The organism is Advenella alkanexedens (assembly GCF_019132845.1).
GTDB classification, from domain to species: domain Bacteria; phylum Pseudomonadota; class Gammaproteobacteria; order Burkholderiales; family Burkholderiaceae_B; genus Advenella; species Advenella alkanexedens.
The window spans coordinates 1-18,002 of sequence record NZ_JAHSPR010000016.1; the positions used below are offsets into that span (position 1 = coordinate 1).

At 50.4% G+C, this 18,002-nt stretch carries 17 protein-coding genes, 1 tRNA gene and 1 pseudogene; 17 read left to right on the forward strand and 2 right to left on the reverse strand.

Annotation, left to right across the window (positions count from 1 at the left end; all coding sequences use genetic code 11):
• The 9 genes and pseudogenes from KU392_RS13900 to KU392_RS13940 all read left to right on the forward strand — a co-directional run.
• The coding region (locus KU392_RS13900; RefSeq protein WP_484765266.1) for an EF-Tu C-terminal domain-related protein at positions 1-315 on the forward strand (315 nt) is incomplete at its 5' end.
• 104 nt (positions 316-419) lie between these two features.
• Complete coding sequence (gene rpsJ / locus KU392_RS13905; protein ID WP_014752595.1) at positions 420-731, forward strand: 30S ribosomal protein S10; 312 nt, start codon at positions 420-422, stop codon at positions 729-731.
• A 36-nt stretch (positions 732-767) separates the two neighbouring features.
• A tRNA-Val gene (locus tag KU392_RS13910) sits at positions 768-843 on the forward strand.
• Positions 844-1,110: 267 nt separating this feature from the next.
• Complete coding sequence (locus tag KU392_RS13915) at positions 1,111-2,121, forward strand: methionine ABC transporter ATP-binding protein (protein ID WP_169295604.1); 1,011 nt, start codon at positions 1,111-1,113, stop codon at positions 2,119-2,121.
• Entirely contained in the window at positions 2,118-2,777 is a 660-nt protein-coding gene (locus KU392_RS13920) for a methionine ABC transporter permease (RefSeq protein ID WP_169295603.1), read from the forward strand. The genes KU392_RS13915 and KU392_RS13920 overlap by 4 nt, the downstream gene beginning before the upstream one ends.
• A gap of 14 nt (positions 2,778-2,791) precedes the next feature.
• On the forward strand, positions 2,792-3,580 hold the full coding sequence (locus KU392_RS13925) for a MetQ/NlpA family ABC transporter substrate-binding protein (RefSeq protein ID WP_169295602.1): 789 nt from the start codon (positions 2,792-2,794) through the stop codon (positions 3,578-3,580).
• Positions 3,581-3,714: 134 nt separating this feature from the next.
• Entirely contained in the window at positions 3,715-4,110 is a 396-nt protein-coding gene (locus KU392_RS13930) for a VOC family protein (RefSeq protein WP_169295601.1), read from the forward strand.
• Positions 4,111-4,186: 76 nt separating this feature from the next.
• Positions 4,187-4,998: pseudogene (locus KU392_RS13935) on the forward strand (GMC oxidoreductase); the annotation flags it as partial.
• A gap of 112 nt (positions 4,999-5,110) precedes the next feature.
• The gene (locus KU392_RS13940; protein ID WP_217735584.1) at positions 5,111-6,622 is read left to right on the forward strand and encodes a DNA recombination protein RmuC; all 1,512 of its coding nucleotides are present in this window, start codon (positions 5,111-5,113) and stop codon (positions 6,620-6,622) included.
• On the opposite strand, the gene KU392_RS13945 is transcribed toward KU392_RS13940, so the two are convergent.
• Entirely contained in the window at positions 6,619-7,809 is a 1,191-nt protein-coding gene (locus KU392_RS13945; RefSeq protein WP_217735585.1) for an aminotransferase-like domain-containing protein, read from the reverse strand. The genes KU392_RS13940 and KU392_RS13945 overlap by 4 nt on opposite strands.
• Before the next feature lie 64 nt (positions 7,810-7,873).
• Entirely contained in the window at positions 7,874-9,379 is a 1,506-nt protein-coding gene (gene amaB, locus KU392_RS13950) for an L-piperidine-6-carboxylate dehydrogenase (RefSeq protein WP_217735586.1), read from the reverse strand.
• Between the two features lie 502 nt (positions 9,380-9,881).
• On the opposite strand from amaB, the gene KU392_RS13955 reads away from it, so the two are divergent.
• The 8 genes from KU392_RS13955 to KU392_RS13990 all read left to right on the forward strand — a co-directional run bounded on the left by KU392_RS13955 (position 9,882) and on the right by KU392_RS13990 (position 17,988).
• On the forward strand, positions 9,882-11,060 hold the full coding sequence (locus KU392_RS13955) for an NAD(P)/FAD-dependent oxidoreductase (RefSeq protein ID WP_169295597.1): 1,179 nt from the start codon (positions 9,882-9,884) through the stop codon (positions 11,058-11,060).
• Between the two features lie 98 nt (positions 11,061-11,158).
• A complete protein-coding gene (locus KU392_RS13960) occupies positions 11,159-12,283 on the forward strand; it encodes a branched-chain amino acid ABC transporter substrate-binding protein (RefSeq protein WP_217735587.1) in 1,125 nt (374 codons plus the stop codon).
• Between the two features lie 126 nt (positions 12,284-12,409).
• A complete protein-coding gene (locus tag KU392_RS13965; protein WP_169295595.1) occupies positions 12,410-13,327 on the forward strand; it encodes an ABC transporter permease subunit in 918 nt (305 codons plus the stop codon).
• Entirely contained in the window at positions 13,327-14,919 is a 1,593-nt protein-coding gene (livM, locus tag KU392_RS14350) for a high-affinity branched-chain amino acid ABC transporter permease LivM (protein WP_169295594.1), read from the forward strand. The genes KU392_RS13965 and livM overlap by 1 nt, the downstream gene beginning before the upstream one ends.
• Positions 14,916-15,734 (forward strand): ABC transporter ATP-binding protein, encoded by an 819-nt coding sequence (locus tag KU392_RS13975; RefSeq protein WP_169295593.1) that lies wholly within the window; start codon positions 14,916-14,918, stop codon positions 15,732-15,734. The genes livM and KU392_RS13975 overlap by 4 nt, the downstream gene beginning before the upstream one ends.
• Positions 15,731-16,447 (forward strand): ABC transporter ATP-binding protein, encoded by a 717-nt coding sequence (locus KU392_RS13980; protein WP_169295592.1) that lies wholly within the window; start codon positions 15,731-15,733, stop codon positions 16,445-16,447. Before KU392_RS13975 ends, KU392_RS13980 begins: the two co-directional genes overlap by 4 nt.
• Positions 16,448-17,047 (forward strand): helix-turn-helix domain-containing protein, encoded by a 600-nt coding sequence (locus tag KU392_RS13985; RefSeq protein WP_217735588.1) that lies wholly within the window; start codon positions 16,448-16,450, stop codon positions 17,045-17,047. It abuts the gene before it with no gap.
• Positions 17,047-17,988, forward strand: a complete 942-nt coding sequence (locus KU392_RS13990) for a delta(1)-pyrroline-2-carboxylate reductase family protein (RefSeq protein WP_169295590.1) — start codon at positions 17,047-17,049, stop codon at positions 17,986-17,988. Before KU392_RS13985 ends, KU392_RS13990 begins: the two co-directional genes overlap by 1 nt.
• Positions 17,989-18,002 lie beyond the last annotated feature (14 nt).

Sequence of the window (18,002 nt, forward strand, 5' to 3'; positions counted from 1 at the left end):
CAGGTATTGGCCAAACCCGGTTCAATCAAGCCGCACACCAAATTTTCGGCAGAGGTCTATATTCTGTCCAAAGAAGAGGGTGGTCGTCACACACCATTCTTCCAAGGCTACCGTCCTCAGTTTTACTTCCGTACAACGGACGTAACCGGTACCATCACTTTGCCAGCTGACAAAGAAATGGTTCTGCCAGGCGATAACGTTTCCATGGACGTTGAGCTGATTGCACCTATCGCGATGGAAGAAGGTCTGCGTTTCGCGATCCGTGAAGGCGGCCGTACTGTTGGCGCCGGTGTTGTTGCTAAAATCGCTGCTTAATGCATTACTTGCGTGTGGTATTAAGTAATTAATGCTACAATGCTCAATTGCCTTGTCCTGTGGGCAAGGCAATTTGTTCTTTATATTGTTCTTTGGGAAATACAATGAAAAACCAAAAAATCCGTATCCGTTTGAAAGCCTTTGACTACAAACTGATCGATCAATCAGCAGCTGAAATTGTTGATACAGCCAAGCGCACAGGCGCGGTTGTACGTGGCCCAGTTCCACTGCCAACACGTATCAAACGTTATGACGTATTGCGTTCTCCACACGTGAACAAAACTTCTCGTGACCAGTTTGAGATTCGCACTCATCAACGTTTGATGGATATTGTAGATCCAACAGACAAAACAGTTGATGCATTAATGCGACTGGACCTGCCTGCAGGTGTTGACGTAGAAATCGCATTGCAATAAAATACTTGCTTTCGTAGCGAACAAAGTTTACTAGATGGGTGCTTAGCTCAGTTGGTAGAGCGGCGCCCTTACAAGGCGTAGGTCACAGGTTCGACCCCTGTAGCACCCACCATCAGTAAGATATCAAAAAATACCGTGCCAGTGGCGCGGTATTTTTTTTGCCTGCCGGGCTTGAAATACTCCCGTGGTTGGCGGTGAAATGATTAACATGATGTCTGAAAACCGTTATATTATCGGATCCGGTGGCGAGTAATGCCTGAGATTAACTTATCGTGTTGATGGGGTATTTTTATAACCATAAAAAATAAGCAAATAAAAACAAATGCGCAATGGTCATATAAAATGGTGCCCACAAGAACGTACATTATTGAGAAATGCGTTGATCCGCTTAGAGAATATTCATAAAACCTACATAACGAAAGATAAAACCCTTCATGCTTTGGCGGGCATAGACCTGCAAATTGAAAAGGGCAGGATTTTTGGTATTATTGGTCGCTCAGGCGCCGGTAAAAGCACGCTTATTCGAATGCTGAACCTGCTTGAAAAGCCGACGCAGGGCAGGGTGTTTATCAATGAGAAGGATATTACAGCGATTTCAGAAGCTGAACTGAGAAAAGTGCGCCAGAAAATCGGCATGGTGTTCCAGCACTTTAACCTGCTCACTTCCCGAACGGTGCTTGATAATGTCTGCTTTCCCCTGCGGCTTGCCGGCCAGCCAAAAAAAGAACGTCATGAACGGGCGATTGAATTGCTGAACCTGGTGGGTCTGACCGACCATATTCACAAATATCCCCGGCAACTGTCGGGTGGACAACAGCAAAGGGTGGGCATTGCCCGGGCGCTGGCCAACAAGCCCGAACTGTTGCTGTGTGATGAAGCGACCAGTGCCCTGGATCCTGAAACCACGCAATCCATTCTTGCCTTGCTGGCCGATATCAATAAACGTCTCGGTATTACGATTGTCCTGATTACTCATGGCATGGATGTGATCCGTTCCATTTGTGATCAGGTGGCTATTATTGATGGTGGAAAAATTGCTGAAATGGGAGATGTGCTGGATGTTTTCCTGCATCCCAAACATCCAACAACCATGTCTTTGTTGTCGGAAAGCGGCGTGGATGCCAATAGCTGGCAGGAATTGGTTGAAGGGGTGCAGGGACGTATTATCCGCCTGACCTATAGGGGCATGGCAACGGCCCAGCCTTTGTTAAGCCAGGCAAGCCGGGAGCTTGATGTAAACCTGAGTATTTTGCAGGGTGCGGTTGGCAAAATCAAGGATACGCCATATGGTCAGCTGGTGTTGGCGGTGGACAGTGAAGAAAAACAATATGCGCCTTTGGAGGCCTTTTTCAAGGGCCAGAATGTTGAATATGAGGTACTGAAGCCATGAACTGGGACAGAATTGATTGGCCATTGATTGGTGAAGCCACGGTTGATACCCTGCTGATGACGGGGTGGTCCTTGTTGTGGACGGTTGTGATTGGTTTGCCGCTGGGCGTTTACCTGTATCTGAGCAGTGAACGCCAGCTGCTTGAGAACAAGGTGGTGTATCAGGTGCTGTCGCTGGTGGTGAACGTGTTGCGTTCAGTGCCATTTCTAATCCTGCTGATTGTGCTGATCCCGTTTACCCGTTTTATCATGGGCAGTGCGCTGGGGGTAAGCGGTGCGATTCCGCCCCTGGTGGTGGGCGCGGCACCATTTTTTGCACGACTGGTTGAGAATGTCTTGCGTGAAATAGATCCAGGCATTAATGAGGCCTGCAATGCCATGGGGGCCAATTCACGGCAAACCGTCATGTGGGCCTTATTGCCCGAGGCCACAACAGGCATTATCAGTGCAATTGTAGTCACTGCGATCACACTCATTGGTTATTCCGCCATGTCTGGTGTGATTGGCGGTGGCGGGCTGGGTGATGTGGCGATTCGTTTCGGCTACCAGCGTTACCAGTCCGAGGTCATGATTATAACGGTGGTTATTTTGATAGTGATGGTTCAGCTGGTTCAGATGCTGGGCGATCGATTGGTAGTTAAATTTAACAGAAAATAGTATTGGAGCATCTTATGCAACTTAAAAAAATCCTGGCAGGTCTGGTATTGGTATCAAGTGTGGTGGGGCTGAATGCCGCTGCCAATGAAAAATTAAGTATTGCGGCAACCCCGGTTCCGCATGCCGAGATTCTGGAACATATCAAACCGGCATTGGCCAAGGAAGGTATTGATCTTGAAATCAAGGTTTTTACCGATTACGTACAGCCCAACCAGCAGGTAGCCGATAAACAGCTGGATGCCAATTTCTTCCAGCACAAACCCTATCTGGACACCTTCAATAAAGAAAAAGGCACCAATCTGGTATCGGTGGGTCTGGTTCACGTAGAGCCTTTTGGTGCTTACTCCAAAAAAATCAAGGCAACGGGTGAACTTAAAGACGGTGCCCTGGTGGCTATTCCCAATGACCCTTCCAATGGCGCACGTGCTTTGTTGCTGCTGCAGCAGCAGGATCTGATCAAGTTGAAAGATCCCGGCAACTTGCTGGCCACTTCACGTGATATCGTTGAGAACCCTAAAAACCTGAAATTCAAGGAATTGGAAGCAGCGACTTTGCCCCGTGTGCTGGATGATGTGGATATTGCCCTGATCAATACCAACTATGCGCTGGAAGCCGGCCTGAATCCTACACAGGATGCCCTGTTCATTGAGGATGCGGAATCACCCTATGCCAACCTGGTTGCCACGATTGTCGAAAAAGAAAAATCGGAGGATATTGCCAAGTTGATCAAGGCGCTGCAAAGTGAAGACGTGAAAGCTTTTATTGCAGAAAAATATAAAGGTTCAATTGTTCCCGCGTTTTAATTGAAATGATTGGGAAAATGGCCGGCATGTTGATGATATGCCGGCCATTTTTTATGTAGTACCCGGTTATTACCGAACCCGGGCAATTAAACGCCATAATTGAACCGTCTGATTATGTTAAGAGGTTTATGAAGATGGCAAAAATTATTCACGTTATGATCCGTTGCAAGGATCTTGAAGCATCCAAGGCATTTTACAAGACCGCTTTTGGACTGGTGCCTTCCCACGAGCTGGATTTTCCCACTTTTACCCTTTGCTACTTGCGGGGTACGGAAAATGACATGGAAATCGAGCTGACTTATAACAAGGATCGTGAAGAACCCTACACCCATGGTGATGGCTATGGCCATGTCGCTGTTTGTGTAGACGATCTTGAGGCGGAGCATGCCCGATTTACCGCAGCGGGATTGAATCCTCTTGAGATCAAAACCTTCAAGGATGGCGATACGATTTTGGCCCAGTTCTTTTTCGTTCAGGATCCTGATGGTTACAAAATTGAAGTACTGAAAAAATTGGGACACTACCAATAAGTCCAGGTGTGGATATAATAAAAAGGCCGGTTGCGACCGGCCAAAAGCCTGTCATCAGATTTATGATTTTGTAAAAGAGGGCAAAATGCAGCGTCAGGCCGCCCGGGTCGTTTGTGTGGCGGGTAATTCGATTGAAACACCCCGTTTGTTGCTGATGTCGGCCTCCTCCAGGTTCAAGGATGGGCTTGCCAACAGTTCCGGACAGGTGGGGCGTAATTATATGCGTCATACCACCGGGTCAGTGTATGCGGTGTTTGATGAACCGGTGCATATGTACCACGGTACCACCATGGCGGGTATTGTGCAGGATGAAGCCGGACATGATGAAAAAAGGGGGTTTGTGGGGGGTATGAACTGGAAACCCTGGCATTGGGCCTGCCGTTTTATGCTGCCTTCTTTGATCCGGGTAGTTGGGGCACCGATTTTGCCTCGTATATGGATGCTTATGATTACACGGCCGGCTTGTGGATTGTCGGTGAGGATATGCCACGCACCAGCAATCGTATTACCCTGAATACCGATGCAAAAGATGCCAATGGCCTGCCTGTTCCCAATGTGCATTTCGATGATCATCCCAATGACGTAGCCATGAGGGATCATGCGTACAAACAAGGTATTGCGATGTATGAGGCTGTAGGTGCGAAAAAGGCGTTTCGCACGCCACCTTATCCTTCAACCCATAATTTGGGTACCTGCCGCATGAGCGAAAAGGCCGAAGACGGCGTGTGCAACAAGTATGGCCAAACGCATGATATTGTCAATCTGTTCATTTCCGATGGCAGCCAGTTCACGACCGGCGGTGCTGAAAATCCGACCCTGACGATTGTGTCGCTGGCTATCCGGCAAGCGGACTATATCGCTGATCAGATGATGAAAAAACAGCTGTAAGAGGTGATATTTAAAAGGCCTGGCTCTGTCCCAACCTGGCAGGGCCGGGCCTTTTGTCTTATTGAGTGGACATTTGGTATAAGATTGTGTTTTGCCGACAGAATCTTAAAGCATGAACGAATTTATCCAGACCCTGGGTCCTTCTTCCCAGATAGGGCTTGCCGCGCTGGCAGGTGGTATTTTTGGCATTTTGCTGTGTGCCCTTTTCATGTATTCCCGGCAGGCTGGCAGTCGTGCCCGTATTGCCGTGCTTGAGCAGGCGCTGAATGACCGTATGGCATCGCTGGAGCTGCAGGCACAGCAGTATGATGAGTTGCAGGATGATTATCGTATTCTGGATGGTCGCAAAGAGGCCATGGGCAATGAGCTGGCTGCCGCCCTGGCGGAAAAAAACCATTTGCAGGCATTGGCCGGTGACTTGCGCCAACAGTTGCAAATACGGGAGTCACAACAGCAAACCTTGCAGGCCACATTGGCTGGGCTGGAAAAAAAACTGGCCACGCAGCAATCGGAAATGCAGCACAAGCAGCAAAGCCTGGATGAGTTGCGCCAGCAGTTTGCCCAGTCCAAGGCACAATTGGCGATTGAATTCCAGAACCTGGCCGATCGTATATTCACGGAAAAGGAACAGGCTTTTTCGCGTCATAGCCAGGTTTCCATGGAAAGCCTGCTAAAGCCGTTTCGTGAGCAGATAGACCGCTTTCAAAGCCGGATCAACGAGGTACATGACCAGTCGGTGCAGGGGCAATCGCTGTTGCAGTCGCAAATCAGGCAGATGTTTGAGGTGGGCATGAAAATGACTCAGGATGCCGATGCCCTGGCCCGTGCCCTGAAAGGGGATAAAAAAACCCTGGGTAACTGGGGTGAGATGCAGCTTGAGCGGGCGCTTGAAATGGCGGGCCTGGTCAAGGGCGATCACTTTCAGACCCAGGCCCATTTCCGCAATGAAGCGGGCCAAAGCCAGTTACCCGATTTTGTACTGTACCTGCCCGATGGCAAGCATCTGGTTATTGACAGCAAGGTCTCCCTGAACGACTATCAGAAGGCGGTGAACGCAACGCAGGATGGGGTCATGCAGTCCTCCCTGGATGCGCATGCCAAGGCGGTCAGGAATCATATTGATCAGTTGTCCGACAAGAATTACAGCAATTTGCAAGGTATGCACAGCCCCGGTTTTGTGTTGATGTTCATGCCGGTCGAAGCTGCTTACATAGAGGCGCTCAGGCATCCGTCCAATCTGTTTCAGTATGGTTATGAAAAAGGGGTGGTGCTGGTTTCGCACACGACCCTGATGCCTGTTTTACGAACGGTTTCCTACCTGTGGATGATGGCGCGCAGCAATGAGCAGGCCGCCCAGATCGGTGACCGTGCCGTGGATATTTACAATCAGGTGACCCGGGTGGCCGAGCATCTGTCCCGCTTGGGTGGAACATTGAATACGGTGGGTACGCATTACAATGCCGTGGTGGGTTCGCTGGCAGGCCGGCAGGGCTTGATTGGCAAGGTGGAGCGGTTCAACGAGTTGTCAGCCAAGGCCAGCCGGAAAATGATCGAACCCGAGCCGATTCATCCGGATTTTGATGTCAGCCGGCTGGATACCCTGGTGAGCAATGGCAAGCCTTAATAACGGTCCAGCGCTTTTCTGAGTCGGGTCACGCCTTCGATGATTTGCGCTTCATTGCTCATGGCAAATGACAGGCGTAATGCGCTTTCATCGGGTTGGTCGGCATAAAAACCGCTGCCGGGCACAAACATGACTTTTTCATCAATGGCCAGCGGCAAGAGGCGGGTGGCGTTGATGTCAGCAGGCAGGTAAGCCCAGATAAACATGCCGCCTTGGGGCCGTACCAGTTTAAGCTGACCGTTAAAGTCGGCTGAAAAAGCGTTCAGCATGCATTGCGCCCGCTGCCGGTAGGTGTCGATAATATAAGGCAAATGCTGCTCATAGCGTCCCGAGTTCAGGTAATGGGCGGCGACCGCCTGCATGAACGGTGCCGAGCACATATCTCCCACCTGTTTGGACAGCACGCAGCGGCGTAAAATATCGGGGTGGGCGATCATCCAGCCGATTCGCAGGCCCGGTGCCACGGTTTTGGACAGGCTGGACAGGTAAATGACCTGGTCCTGTGCCGGTGTTGAACGGGCCAGCTCTGCCAGAGTGGGTAACGATTCCCCGCCAAAGCGCAACTGGCCATAAGGGTCATCTTCAATCAGCAGACAATTGGTGGTGGCCAGCAGCGCCAGCAGTTTCTTGCGTTTTTCCAGAGACAGGGTAATGCCGCTGGGGTTGGCAAAGGTGGGTACACAGTAAAAAAACTTGGGCTGATGCTGTTGCAGCAGTCGTGCCAGTTCCTCAAGATCGGTGCCGTCTTCTTCAACCCCGACGGTGATGATATTGGCACCGGCCAGCCGCAGGCCCTGAATGGCGGCCGGGTAGGCGGGACGCTCTACCAGTGCGGTATCACCCGGTTCGATCAGGGCCCGCACCAGCAGTTCATAGGCCTGCTGTGAGCCACTGGTTACCAGGATGTCATCTTTGCCGGCCTGGATGCCGCGTTGGGTGCAAAGGGCGGCCAATGCTTCGCGCAAGACCGGCAGCCCTTCGCTGGAACCGTAAGACATGGACTCTTGCAGGGAGGATGTCTGGGCGGCGATGGAGGCCTGCAAACCGGGAATATCGAATAATTCAGGGGCGGGATAGCCACCGGCAAAAGAGATCATGCCGGGCGTGGACAGGTATTTGAACAATTCCCTGATGGGTGAACCCTTGATTTCTTTGAACGGTGCGGCGAAAGGAAAACCGGAAGACATAGTCAGACCTCTTCATCAATGGAATGGGGGTGCCCATCGTTGGATGGGAATGTTCAGGATGGCATTAATCGTCACCAAATTTCACGCCCTGGGCCAATGGCAGTTCACGTGAGTAGTTGATGGTATTGGTGGCCCGGCGCATATAACCTTTCCATGCATCGGAGCCGGACTCACGGCCGCCACCGGTTTCTTTCTCACCACCGAAGGCGCCACCGATTTCGGCACCCGAGGTGCCGATGTTGACGTTGGCAATGCCGCAGTCGGAGCCGGCGGCGGACATGAAATACTCGGCCTCAAGCAGATTGGTGGTGAAGATGGCCGAAGACAGGCCTTGAGGAACGTCGTTTTGCAGGGCCAGTGCATCTTCGAAGCGTTCATAACTCATGATGTAAAGGATGGGCGCAAACGTTTCCTGGCGTACCACGTCGGTTTGTGCCGGCATTTCGACCAGTGCGGGCTCAACATAATAGGCATCGGGGAACTTGTCGTGCAAGACGCGCTGGCCGCCAGTGACAATCCCGTTTTGTTCAGTCGCTGTTTGCAATGCGGATTGCATGGCGTCAAACGCAGCCTTATCAATGAGCGGGCCGACCAGCGTACCCGCCTCAAGAGGGTTGCCAATCGGTAAGCTGCGGTAGGCTTTTTTCAGTCGTTCGGCAAGTTCCTGGACGATGCTGCTGTGGACGATCAGGCGGCGCGTGCTGGTGCAGCGTTGTCCGGCGGTGCCGACCGCACCAAAAACAATACCTCGCACGGCCATGTCCAGGTCTGCGGTTTCGCTGACGATAATGGCATTGTTGCCGCCCAGTTCAAGAATGCAACGACCAAACCTGGCTGCCACTTTGGGGCTAACTTCGCGACCCATGCGGGTGGAGCCGGTGGCTGAAACCAGGGCAACCTTTGGATTGTTAACCAGAATTTCACCGGTTTCCCGCTGGCCAATGACCAATTGCGACAGGTGTTCAGGCGCATCACCAAATTTTTTCAGGGCGCGTTCCAGCAGGGCCTGGGTAGCCAGGGCGGTTAGCGGGGTTTTTTCAGAAGGTTTCCAGATGACGGCATTGCCACATACCAGGGCCAGGGCGGTATTCCATGACCAGACCGCAACCGGGAAGTTGAAAGCGGTGATCACGCCCACCACACCCAGTGGATGCCAGGTTTCCATCATACGGTGTCCCGGGCGCTCCGAGGCGATTGTCAGGCCGTATAGCTGACGTGACAGGCCAACCGCAAAGTCGCAGATATCAATCATTTCCTGGACTTCACCCAGACCCTCGGAAACAATTTTGCCCGCTTCAATTGAAACCAGACGTCCAAGGGCTTCTTTGTTGGCGCGCAATTCCTCGCCCAGCAGGCGAATCAGCTCCCCGCGTCGTGGGGCCGGCACCTGGCGCCACTGTGTATAGGCGGCATGGGCCCGGTCGATGGCGGCAGTAGTTTCTGCCGCGGACGTTTCAACAACCTTGGCGATTTGGGCGCCGTCAATGGGCGAAAAAACGCCAAGACTGCCTTCCTGAAAGGAGGCGGGGGTGACACCTAAAGAGACAAGTAATTCCTGGACTGAACTCATGGCTGGTTTCCTTTGTGAATCATCAGGGTAAGAACAGCGTGTTAAATGAACCTGCCGAGGCAGGGGAAGTGAAGCATGATCGGATGGATTGAAGGTATCCACGATTAATAGATTAACAATTGATTTTCTTAAAGTCAAAAAATTTCTTATAAGAAAACAAAATAAACCGAAAGGGTTTTCCCTTACATGTCTTTTTATGGAATTAAATATATGTTGTTTTATATCAATGGATTATATCCTTTATTTTATGGCATTAAATTTTTAAATTTGAATTTTTCCTTTTATTTTTCATGATGGGAAATGAAAAAAAACAGTGACGGAAGCAAGAATTCTTTGCTTCTTAAAAATTAAAATCATTTATTTTTATTTATAACCAATTGATTTTTAATCATAATTTTTTGTTTTTGCAATTTGTTAAAAAATTTAGGTGTAAATAATGATTGACGTCAGATTTTTCTTATGAGAATTTATCAGTTATTCAGAACTTGTAATGAGACGTTGCATGAAGAACTGTTTTGATGTGGTGATCGCTGGCGGTGCGGCAACAGGAAGCGCTTTGGCCTATTTTTTAAGCGCCTCCCATTCGTTTAAAGGTTCCATTCTGGTCATTGAAAAAGACGCGTCTTACCAGAAATGTGCAACCGCCTTGTCGGCCGCTTCCATACGCCATCAATTTTCCACCGTTGAAAATATCCAGATGTCGCAGTTTGGCAGCGAGTTTTTGTACGGTATTGGTGAAACCCTTGAGGTGGATGGCGAGCGGCCTGATGTGAATTTTCAGGAAGCGGGTTATCTGTTCCTGTCCACGCCGGAAGGCTATGCGACCTTACAGGAAAACAATGCCTTGCAACGCGCTTTGGGGGCGCAAATCGTCCTGTTGTCAGACCGGCAGTTGCAAGAGAAATATTCATGGCTGAATGTGTCTGATTTGGCGGGCGGTTCGTTGGGCCTCAAGGGGGAAGGCTGGCTGGATGCCTATGGCATGATGCGGGCTTTTCGTCGCAAGGCAATTGCCCAAGGGGTCAGTTACATTGAAAATGAGGTGCTGCAGGTGCACCGGGAAGGTGGACGTGTAACCGGTGTGACCCTCAATAACGGTGAAACCGTTTCCTGTGGTGTCTTTGTGAATGCGGCGGGTACCGGGGCCATGAAACTGGCGAGTCAGGCGGGTATCGAGTTGCCTATCGAATCGCGCAAGCGCAGTGTCTTTTACGTAACTTGCCCCGAGACGGTCAATGACTGTCCCATGTTGATTGATCCAAGCGGTGCTTATATTCATCCTGAAGGGGAAGGGTTTATTTGTGGTATTCAGCCACCGGCAGACCAGGACCCCGAGTGTTTTGATTTTGACGTTCAATACCAGCTGTTTGATGATCTTCTGTGGCCCATCCTGGCCCATCGGGTACCGGTTTTCGAAGCCTTGCGCTGTGAACATAGCTGGGCCGGTCATTATGATTACTGCACCTTCGACCAGAACGTCATACTCGGTTATCACCCCGATATCAATAATATGGTTTTTGCTAATGGTTTCAGTGGTCACGGCATGCAACAATCACCTGCAGTGGGTCGTGCTCTTGCCGAGTTGATTGAGTTTGGCGAATACAGAAGTTTGAATTTGAAGCGCTTGGGCTGGGAGCGGGTGTTAAACGGTCAGCCCATTATCGAGAAGAACGTCTGGTAGTTCACATACGTATTAAGCAGTCTGGTTGTATATCGTTTTTTTTAATTATGTTCTTTGTGTTTACAAGGATCCATGCTGGTCAATTTCAGGAGAAAAGCATGAATAAAGGATTTAAAAAGCTTTTTATTACAGCAGCACTTGCAACCGCTTTCTCTGCTCCCGCCATGGCAGAAGAGTTTATCAAGATTGGCCTGGGTGCCCCTATTACGGGTGGTAGCGCCGCGTTTGGTAAACAGTTGCTCCTGGGAGCTGAGGCTGCCGCCGAAGCCATTAACGCGAAGGGTGGCGTCCACGGCAAAAAAATCAAGATCATTCAGGGTGATGATGCTTGCGAGCCCAAACAGGCGGTCGCCGTGGCCAACCGTTTTGTTGACCAGGAAAAAGTGGATGCCGTGGTGGGGCATTTCTGCTCTTCCAGTACCATCCCCGCTTCTGAAATTTATGACGAAGCCAATATCCTGAATGTGACCCCTGCTTCGACCAACCCCAGGGTGACCGAACGGGACCTGACAACGCTGATTCGTGTTTGCGGTCGTGATGACCAGCAGGGTGAAGTTGACGCGCAGTTCATCCAGGAAAATCTTAAAGCCAAAAAAATTGCGGTGATCAATGACAAGGATACCTATGGTGTTGGCGTGGCCAATGCCACACGGGATGCGGCCAAAAAACTGGGTATTGACGTGGTGCTCGAGGATGGCGTAACCCGCGGTGAGCGCGATTACAACGCCCTGGTCACCAAAATCAAGGGAGCTGATGTCGACGCTGTTTTCTTTGGCGGCTTATATGCCGAAGGTGGATTGCTGGTCAAGCAGCTTCGCCAGCAGGGTCTGACCATTCCTTTTGTCTCGGTTGATGGTATTGCCGATCCGGCTTTCGTGACGGCTGCGGGTGGACCGCAGTTTGCTGAGGGCACTTACATGAGCTTCCTGCGCGATCCGCGGACGGATCCCGCCAGTAAGGAGGTTGTGGAAAAACTGAAAGAAAAAGGTAGTGATTCTGCCGGTTTCACCCTTTATTCTTATGCAGCGGTTGAGGCCATTGCCGCGGCCCTGGAAGCCAACAAGGATGAGAAGGATGGCACGAAACTGGCCGAATGGATCAAGAACAATGAAATAGACACCGTTCTGGGTAGAAAAGGATGGGATGAAAAAGGTGATCCTAAAACCAATGACTTTGTTGTTTACATCTGGGATAAAGAAGGCAATTACGTTCCCATTCAGTAATGCTTAATTGTGCTGCATTGCCCTTACCATGGGCAATGCGGCGACTGAATCAAACTCATAGATAAGAAGAGTGCTTTTACGGAAGGCATGGGAGCTTTTTGTCTTTACCGAAAAGGTAGGTGTTTAATGGAATGGCATATTTTAGGTCAGCAGCTCGTAAATGGTATTTCGCTGGGCTCCATCTATGGTCTGATTGCGATTGGCTATACCATGGTTTATGGCATCATCGGAATGATTAACTTTGCACATGGTGATATTTATATGGTCAGCGCCTATATCACCGCCATTGCTTTTGCGGTGATTACGTTTTTAGGGGTTGATGCTGTCGCCCTGTCCCTGGTTCTTACCCTGGTTGTCACCATGTCCATTACCGGACTTTACGGCTGGTACATAGAAAGAACCGTTTATCGTCCCCTCAGGACAAGCAACCGCCTCGCCCCGCTTATTACGGCCATCGGCGTGTCATTGTTATTGCAAAATTATGTCCAGATCAGTCAGGGACCCAATGTGCAGGGGGTGCCTTCTTTATTTAGTGGTGGTTTTACCATTGGTACGGCTGATGCATTTTTCCGTATTCGTTACATGGATCTGATTATCGTGATTGTCAGTTTGTCGGCGATGCTGCTGTTGACTTTCATTATTCAAAAAACCAGTCTGGGCAGGCAGTGTCGGGCAGTGGAACAAGACCGCAAAATGGCCACGATTCTGGGCATTAATACCGGTCGTATCATTTCAACCGTGTTTGTTATTGGTTCCATGATGGCGGCCGTTGCCGGTGAGCTGGTCACGTTCAATTACGGCTCGTTTGATTTCTATATCGGTTTCGTGCTGGGTATCAAGGCGTTTAGTGCTGCGGTGTTGGGGGGCATAGGTTCTTTGCCGGGCGCCATGCTCGGAGGTATGTTGCTGGGTGTGCTCGAGTCATTTTTCTCCGGTTTTGTCAGCAGTGATTATAAAGACGTGTTTTCTTTTAGCATTCTGGTGCTTGTCCTGGTTTTCAAGCCTAGTGGCTTGCTGGGTAAGCCTGCAGTGGAGAAAGTGTAATGAATATAACGCCTAATTCAAACGGGAAAACCGCGTCACTGACATCGTCCGGGCAGGCAAATTCTGCAGCCTTGGTTGTGGACGGTACACCCGTGTCACGGGCAGTGGATGTGCCTGATTCACGCATTGATTTCAAGCATTCCCTGAAAGACGCCGTAATAGCCGGGATACTGACCATGCTGGTGTTCAGCCCGATTACCAATTTCATACTGCAACAATATACGTTCAAGGTCGACTGGTTGCGCACACCGTTTTTTCTCAATGGTCTTTCAATTGGTCTGATCGTTGCCTTTGTCCGTTTCTTTGTCTCTGTGGGTATCCAGACAGAAGCAGGTCAGCGTTTTACCCATAAGTATCTGACTGTTCAGCAGCATGTGCATGTCGAGGATGAGCATGCCGATGGCATGCAAAAACTAAGGAAATTGCTCGTCTCTGGCGGTGCGGTTGCGGCCGTTGCCATGGCGTTGGGCCTTTCGGGCGTCATTTATATTGGTACCTCGGCCGCGTTGGTTCTGATTGTGCTGTTCGTGGTGATTGCCATGGGGGTACGTATCCCCAAACGGCGTGGCATGAAGCATCCCTGGAAAGGCGCATTGCCAGTCTTGTTTTTGTTGGGACTGATTATGCCTTTGCTGTTTTTCCACTTTGGTATTTTTGGTAAAAGCTGGGCAACCAACCTGACCATGGCCATGGTGTATGTGCTGTTGGGATTGGGCTTGAATATTGTGGTGGGGCTGGCAGGACTGCTTGATCTTGGTTTTGTTGCTTTTTACGCGGTGGGTGCTTATTTTCTCGCCCTGGGCTCCCAGTATCTGGGTATCGGCTTTTGGACGGCCCTTATCCTGGCACCTTTGTTAGCCGCCCTGTGTGGCGGCTTGCTGGGTTTTCCGGTCCTGAAAATGCATGGTGATTATCTGGCGATTGTTACCCTTGGGTTTGGTGAAATTATCAGGCTGGTGCTGGTGAACTGGATTGATTTTACCGGTGGGCCTAATGGTGCTTCCGCGCCGTCACCCACTATTTTCAATCTCGAATTCATTCGTCGTGCCAAAGGAGATGCGATTCCATTCCATGAGTTTTTTGGTTTGCCATATAGTCCGGATTATAAATTTATCTTTATTTATTTGATGATCTTTATCATCACAATGGCCGTGCTGCGGGTCTTTACGCAATTAAGGGTAATGCCAATCGGTCGTTCCTGGGAGGCTTTGCGCGAAGACGAAATTGCCTGTCGGTCCCTGGGTATCAACCACGTCACCGTCAAATTGTCCGCCTTTATGCTGGGTGCGTTAACCGGGGGTATTGCCGGTGTGTTCTTTGCGACAGCCCAAGGGTTTGTCAGTCCGATGTCATTCAATTTTTTCGAATCGGTCCTGATTCTTTCCATCGTGGTGCTGGGTGGTATGGGGAACTCGCTTGGCGTCATTCTTGCCGCGTTTACATTAACCCTCATGCCGGAATTCCTGAGAAGTTTTTCTGAATATCGGGTATTGATGTTCGGCCTGCTGATGATTTTGATGATGATCTGGCGACCTAATGGTTTATTGCGCGCCAAGCGTCCGGTATTTGAACGGGAAGAGGTCATGTCATGAGCGGTCAACTGTTACTTGAAGTTAAAAATTTATGTCGCCGGTTTGGTGGGATTATCGCCAATAACAATGTCTGTTTTGAGGTCAGGGAGGACTCTATTACGTCCCTGATCGGTCCCAATGGTGCCGGTAAAACAACCGTGTTCAATTGCGTGACCGGTTTTTATGCGGCCACTTCAGGTGAGATTTTTCTGCACGGACCCAACGGGTCGGTGGAGGTGGGTAATTTGCTGAATCGACCTTTTACCGGTGGTTCTTACCTGGTTTCCCGGGCAGGTATTGCCCGTACCTTCCAGAATATCCGCCTGTTCAAGGATATGACCGTGCTTGAAAACCTGCTGGTTGCCCAGCATCGTTCACAGAACAGAAATCTTTTGTCTGGCATTTTTGTCACGCATGATTTCTCCAACAAGGAGGAAGAAAGCGTCAATCGGGCGTATGAATGGCTGGATATGGTTGATTTGGCTGTTGATGCCAACCGGCTGGCCGGTGAGTTGTCTTACGGTCGTCAGCGGCGTCTGGAAATTGCCCGTGCCATGTGTACCAATCCACGCCTGATTTGCCTGGATGAGCCGGCGGCCGGTCTCAATCCAAGGGAAACGGTAGACCTGTCCAATCTGATCCGTAAATTGCGTGATGAATGCAAGGTGACGGTTTTGCTGATCGAGCATGATATGGGACTGGTCATGGATATTTCCGATCATATTGTTGTCATGGATCAGGGTTCCGTCATTGATAGTGGCAGCCCGGAACACATTCGTAATTCAGACGTGGTTATTGCCGCCTATCTAGGCACGGATGTAGAGGATGAAGCATGAGTGAAATTATTCTGGACATCAAGAATGTCAATACTTTTTACGGACCTATTCAGGCACTCAGGGATGTTTCATTGCATATTAATACCGGAGAAATTATTTCCCTGATTGGTGCCAATGGGGCCGGGAAAAGCACCCTGCTCATGACCATCTTTGGTGCCCCAAAGGCCAAATCGGGTCAGATCCTGTATAAAGGGCAGGATTTGACCCGGTTGCAGGCGCATCAGATTGCCGGCAAGGGCATTGCCCAGGTGCCCGAGGGACGACGGATATTTGCAAAAATGACGGTCGAGGAAAACATCATGATTGGGGCCCTGCCGATTGGGGACAAACACATGGATGAAGACCGTGCCACCATGTTTGAACTGTTTCCGAGACTGAAAGAGCGGCGCAATCAGCGGGCGGGCACGCTGTCTGGTGGTGAACAGCAAATGCTGGCGATTGCCCGGGCCCTGATGGGGCGTCCGGACATGATTTTGCTGGACGAGCCCAGTCTGGGGCTGGCGCCATTAATTGTGAGGCAAATCTTTTCAGTGCTGAAAGAACTGGGAAAAAATGGTAAAACCATCTTTTTGGTCGAGCAAAATGCCAATCATGCCTTGAAGCTGGCAGATCGTGCATATGTAATGGTGAATGGTGAAATCAGAATGACAGGAACTGGGGCTGAATTATTGGCAAATCCGGAAATCAGGGATGCTTATTTGGGAAGTCATTAAATGAGTACGCGTGAAGAAACGCCTTTAATGCAGCGTTTGCGTGCCGTTCGACAGCAAAACAATTGGACGCTGGAGCAGGCCGGCAAAGAGTGCGGGATTGCCGCCTCTACGCTGTCCAAAATCGAAAACGGTCTGATGTCGCCTACTTATGACGTTCTGCAAAAACTGGCAACCGGCCTGAATCTGGATGTTTCCGAGTTGTTTACGTCAGCCCGTGATGCCATGGGGGCCGGACGGTGCGTAGTGGATCGTGCCGGACAGGGAAAACCGCATAAAACGCCCCATTACGACCATCAGTTGTTGTGCGCGCAGCTGTCAAATAAAAAAATAATGCCTTTTCATACCTGCATTACGGCACGGAAATTTTCCGATTTTCGTGACTGGAGCCGTCATGACGGAGAAGAGTTTGTTTATGTATTAAGTGGTGAAATAGAGCTGCATACCGAATATTATGCGCCAGCCCGGCTTGGCCCGGGAGATTGTTTTTACATAGATAGCCGGATGGGGCATCGCTGTATCAGTGTCAGCGAAGAAAACGCCACGGTTATATGGGTTGCAACACAACGAAATTCACAAAAACACGAATCAGGAGACACGTAATGAGCCAGCCTGCGATTCAGGTATTTGATGCACAACAAACAGCCGGTTTGATCGGTTTTGCGGAACTGGTCCGTGCCATTCGTGAAATGGCGGTGGAATATACGGCTGGCAGGGTTAAGTGCCCGGATCGTCAGGTGTTGCCTGTGCCAGGCAATGAAGAGGGGGGTGTTTTGCTCTCCATGCCGGCCGCCGCTGAAGATATATTGACGCATAAGCTCATTTCCCTGTTGCCGGGCAATCCCGCAAATGGTTTGCCCACCATTCAGGGAACGGTGACCGTTCTGGACAGTAAAACCGGGGTGCCTCTGTTTGTGCTGGATGCGCCTACCGTTACGGCCTGGAGAACGGCGGCCCTTTCCATGGTGGGTCTTGAGTGCTTTACGCCCGAAACACCCGGAAAAATCGTCCTGATGGGGGCGGGTACCCAGGCGGTTGCCCATGTGCGGGCCATTAATGCGCTTTATCCAAACGCAACCATTTATGTTGCCGGTAGGGTGTCATCAGCAGGCAAGGTACAACGTTTTTGCGAGCAGTTTGCCGGATTGTCCAATGCCCTCATCCCGGTGGAGCAAAGCAATCTGCCGGATGATTTTGATGCCGTTATCACGCTGACCACTGCCACCGAGCCCATTTATCATGCACCGGCACAAGTGGGGCGATTGATTATCGCAGTGGGTGCTTTTCAACCGCATATGTGTGAAATTGCCCCTCAAACCGTTATGGGCAGTACCTGCTATGTCGATGACCCGGTAGGTGCCCTGCATGAAGCCGGGGATTACATCCGTGCCAAAAAAGACTGGTCGGAAGTGATCCCGTTAGAGCAGGCCTTGCGTACGGATATTGATTTCTCACGTCCCATCATGTTTAAAACCGTAGGTATGGGCGCCTGGGACTTGGCGGCTGCCAGGGTGGCCTGCCAATCGCTGGGCGCCCGTGTCTGAATGGCCGCCAGAAA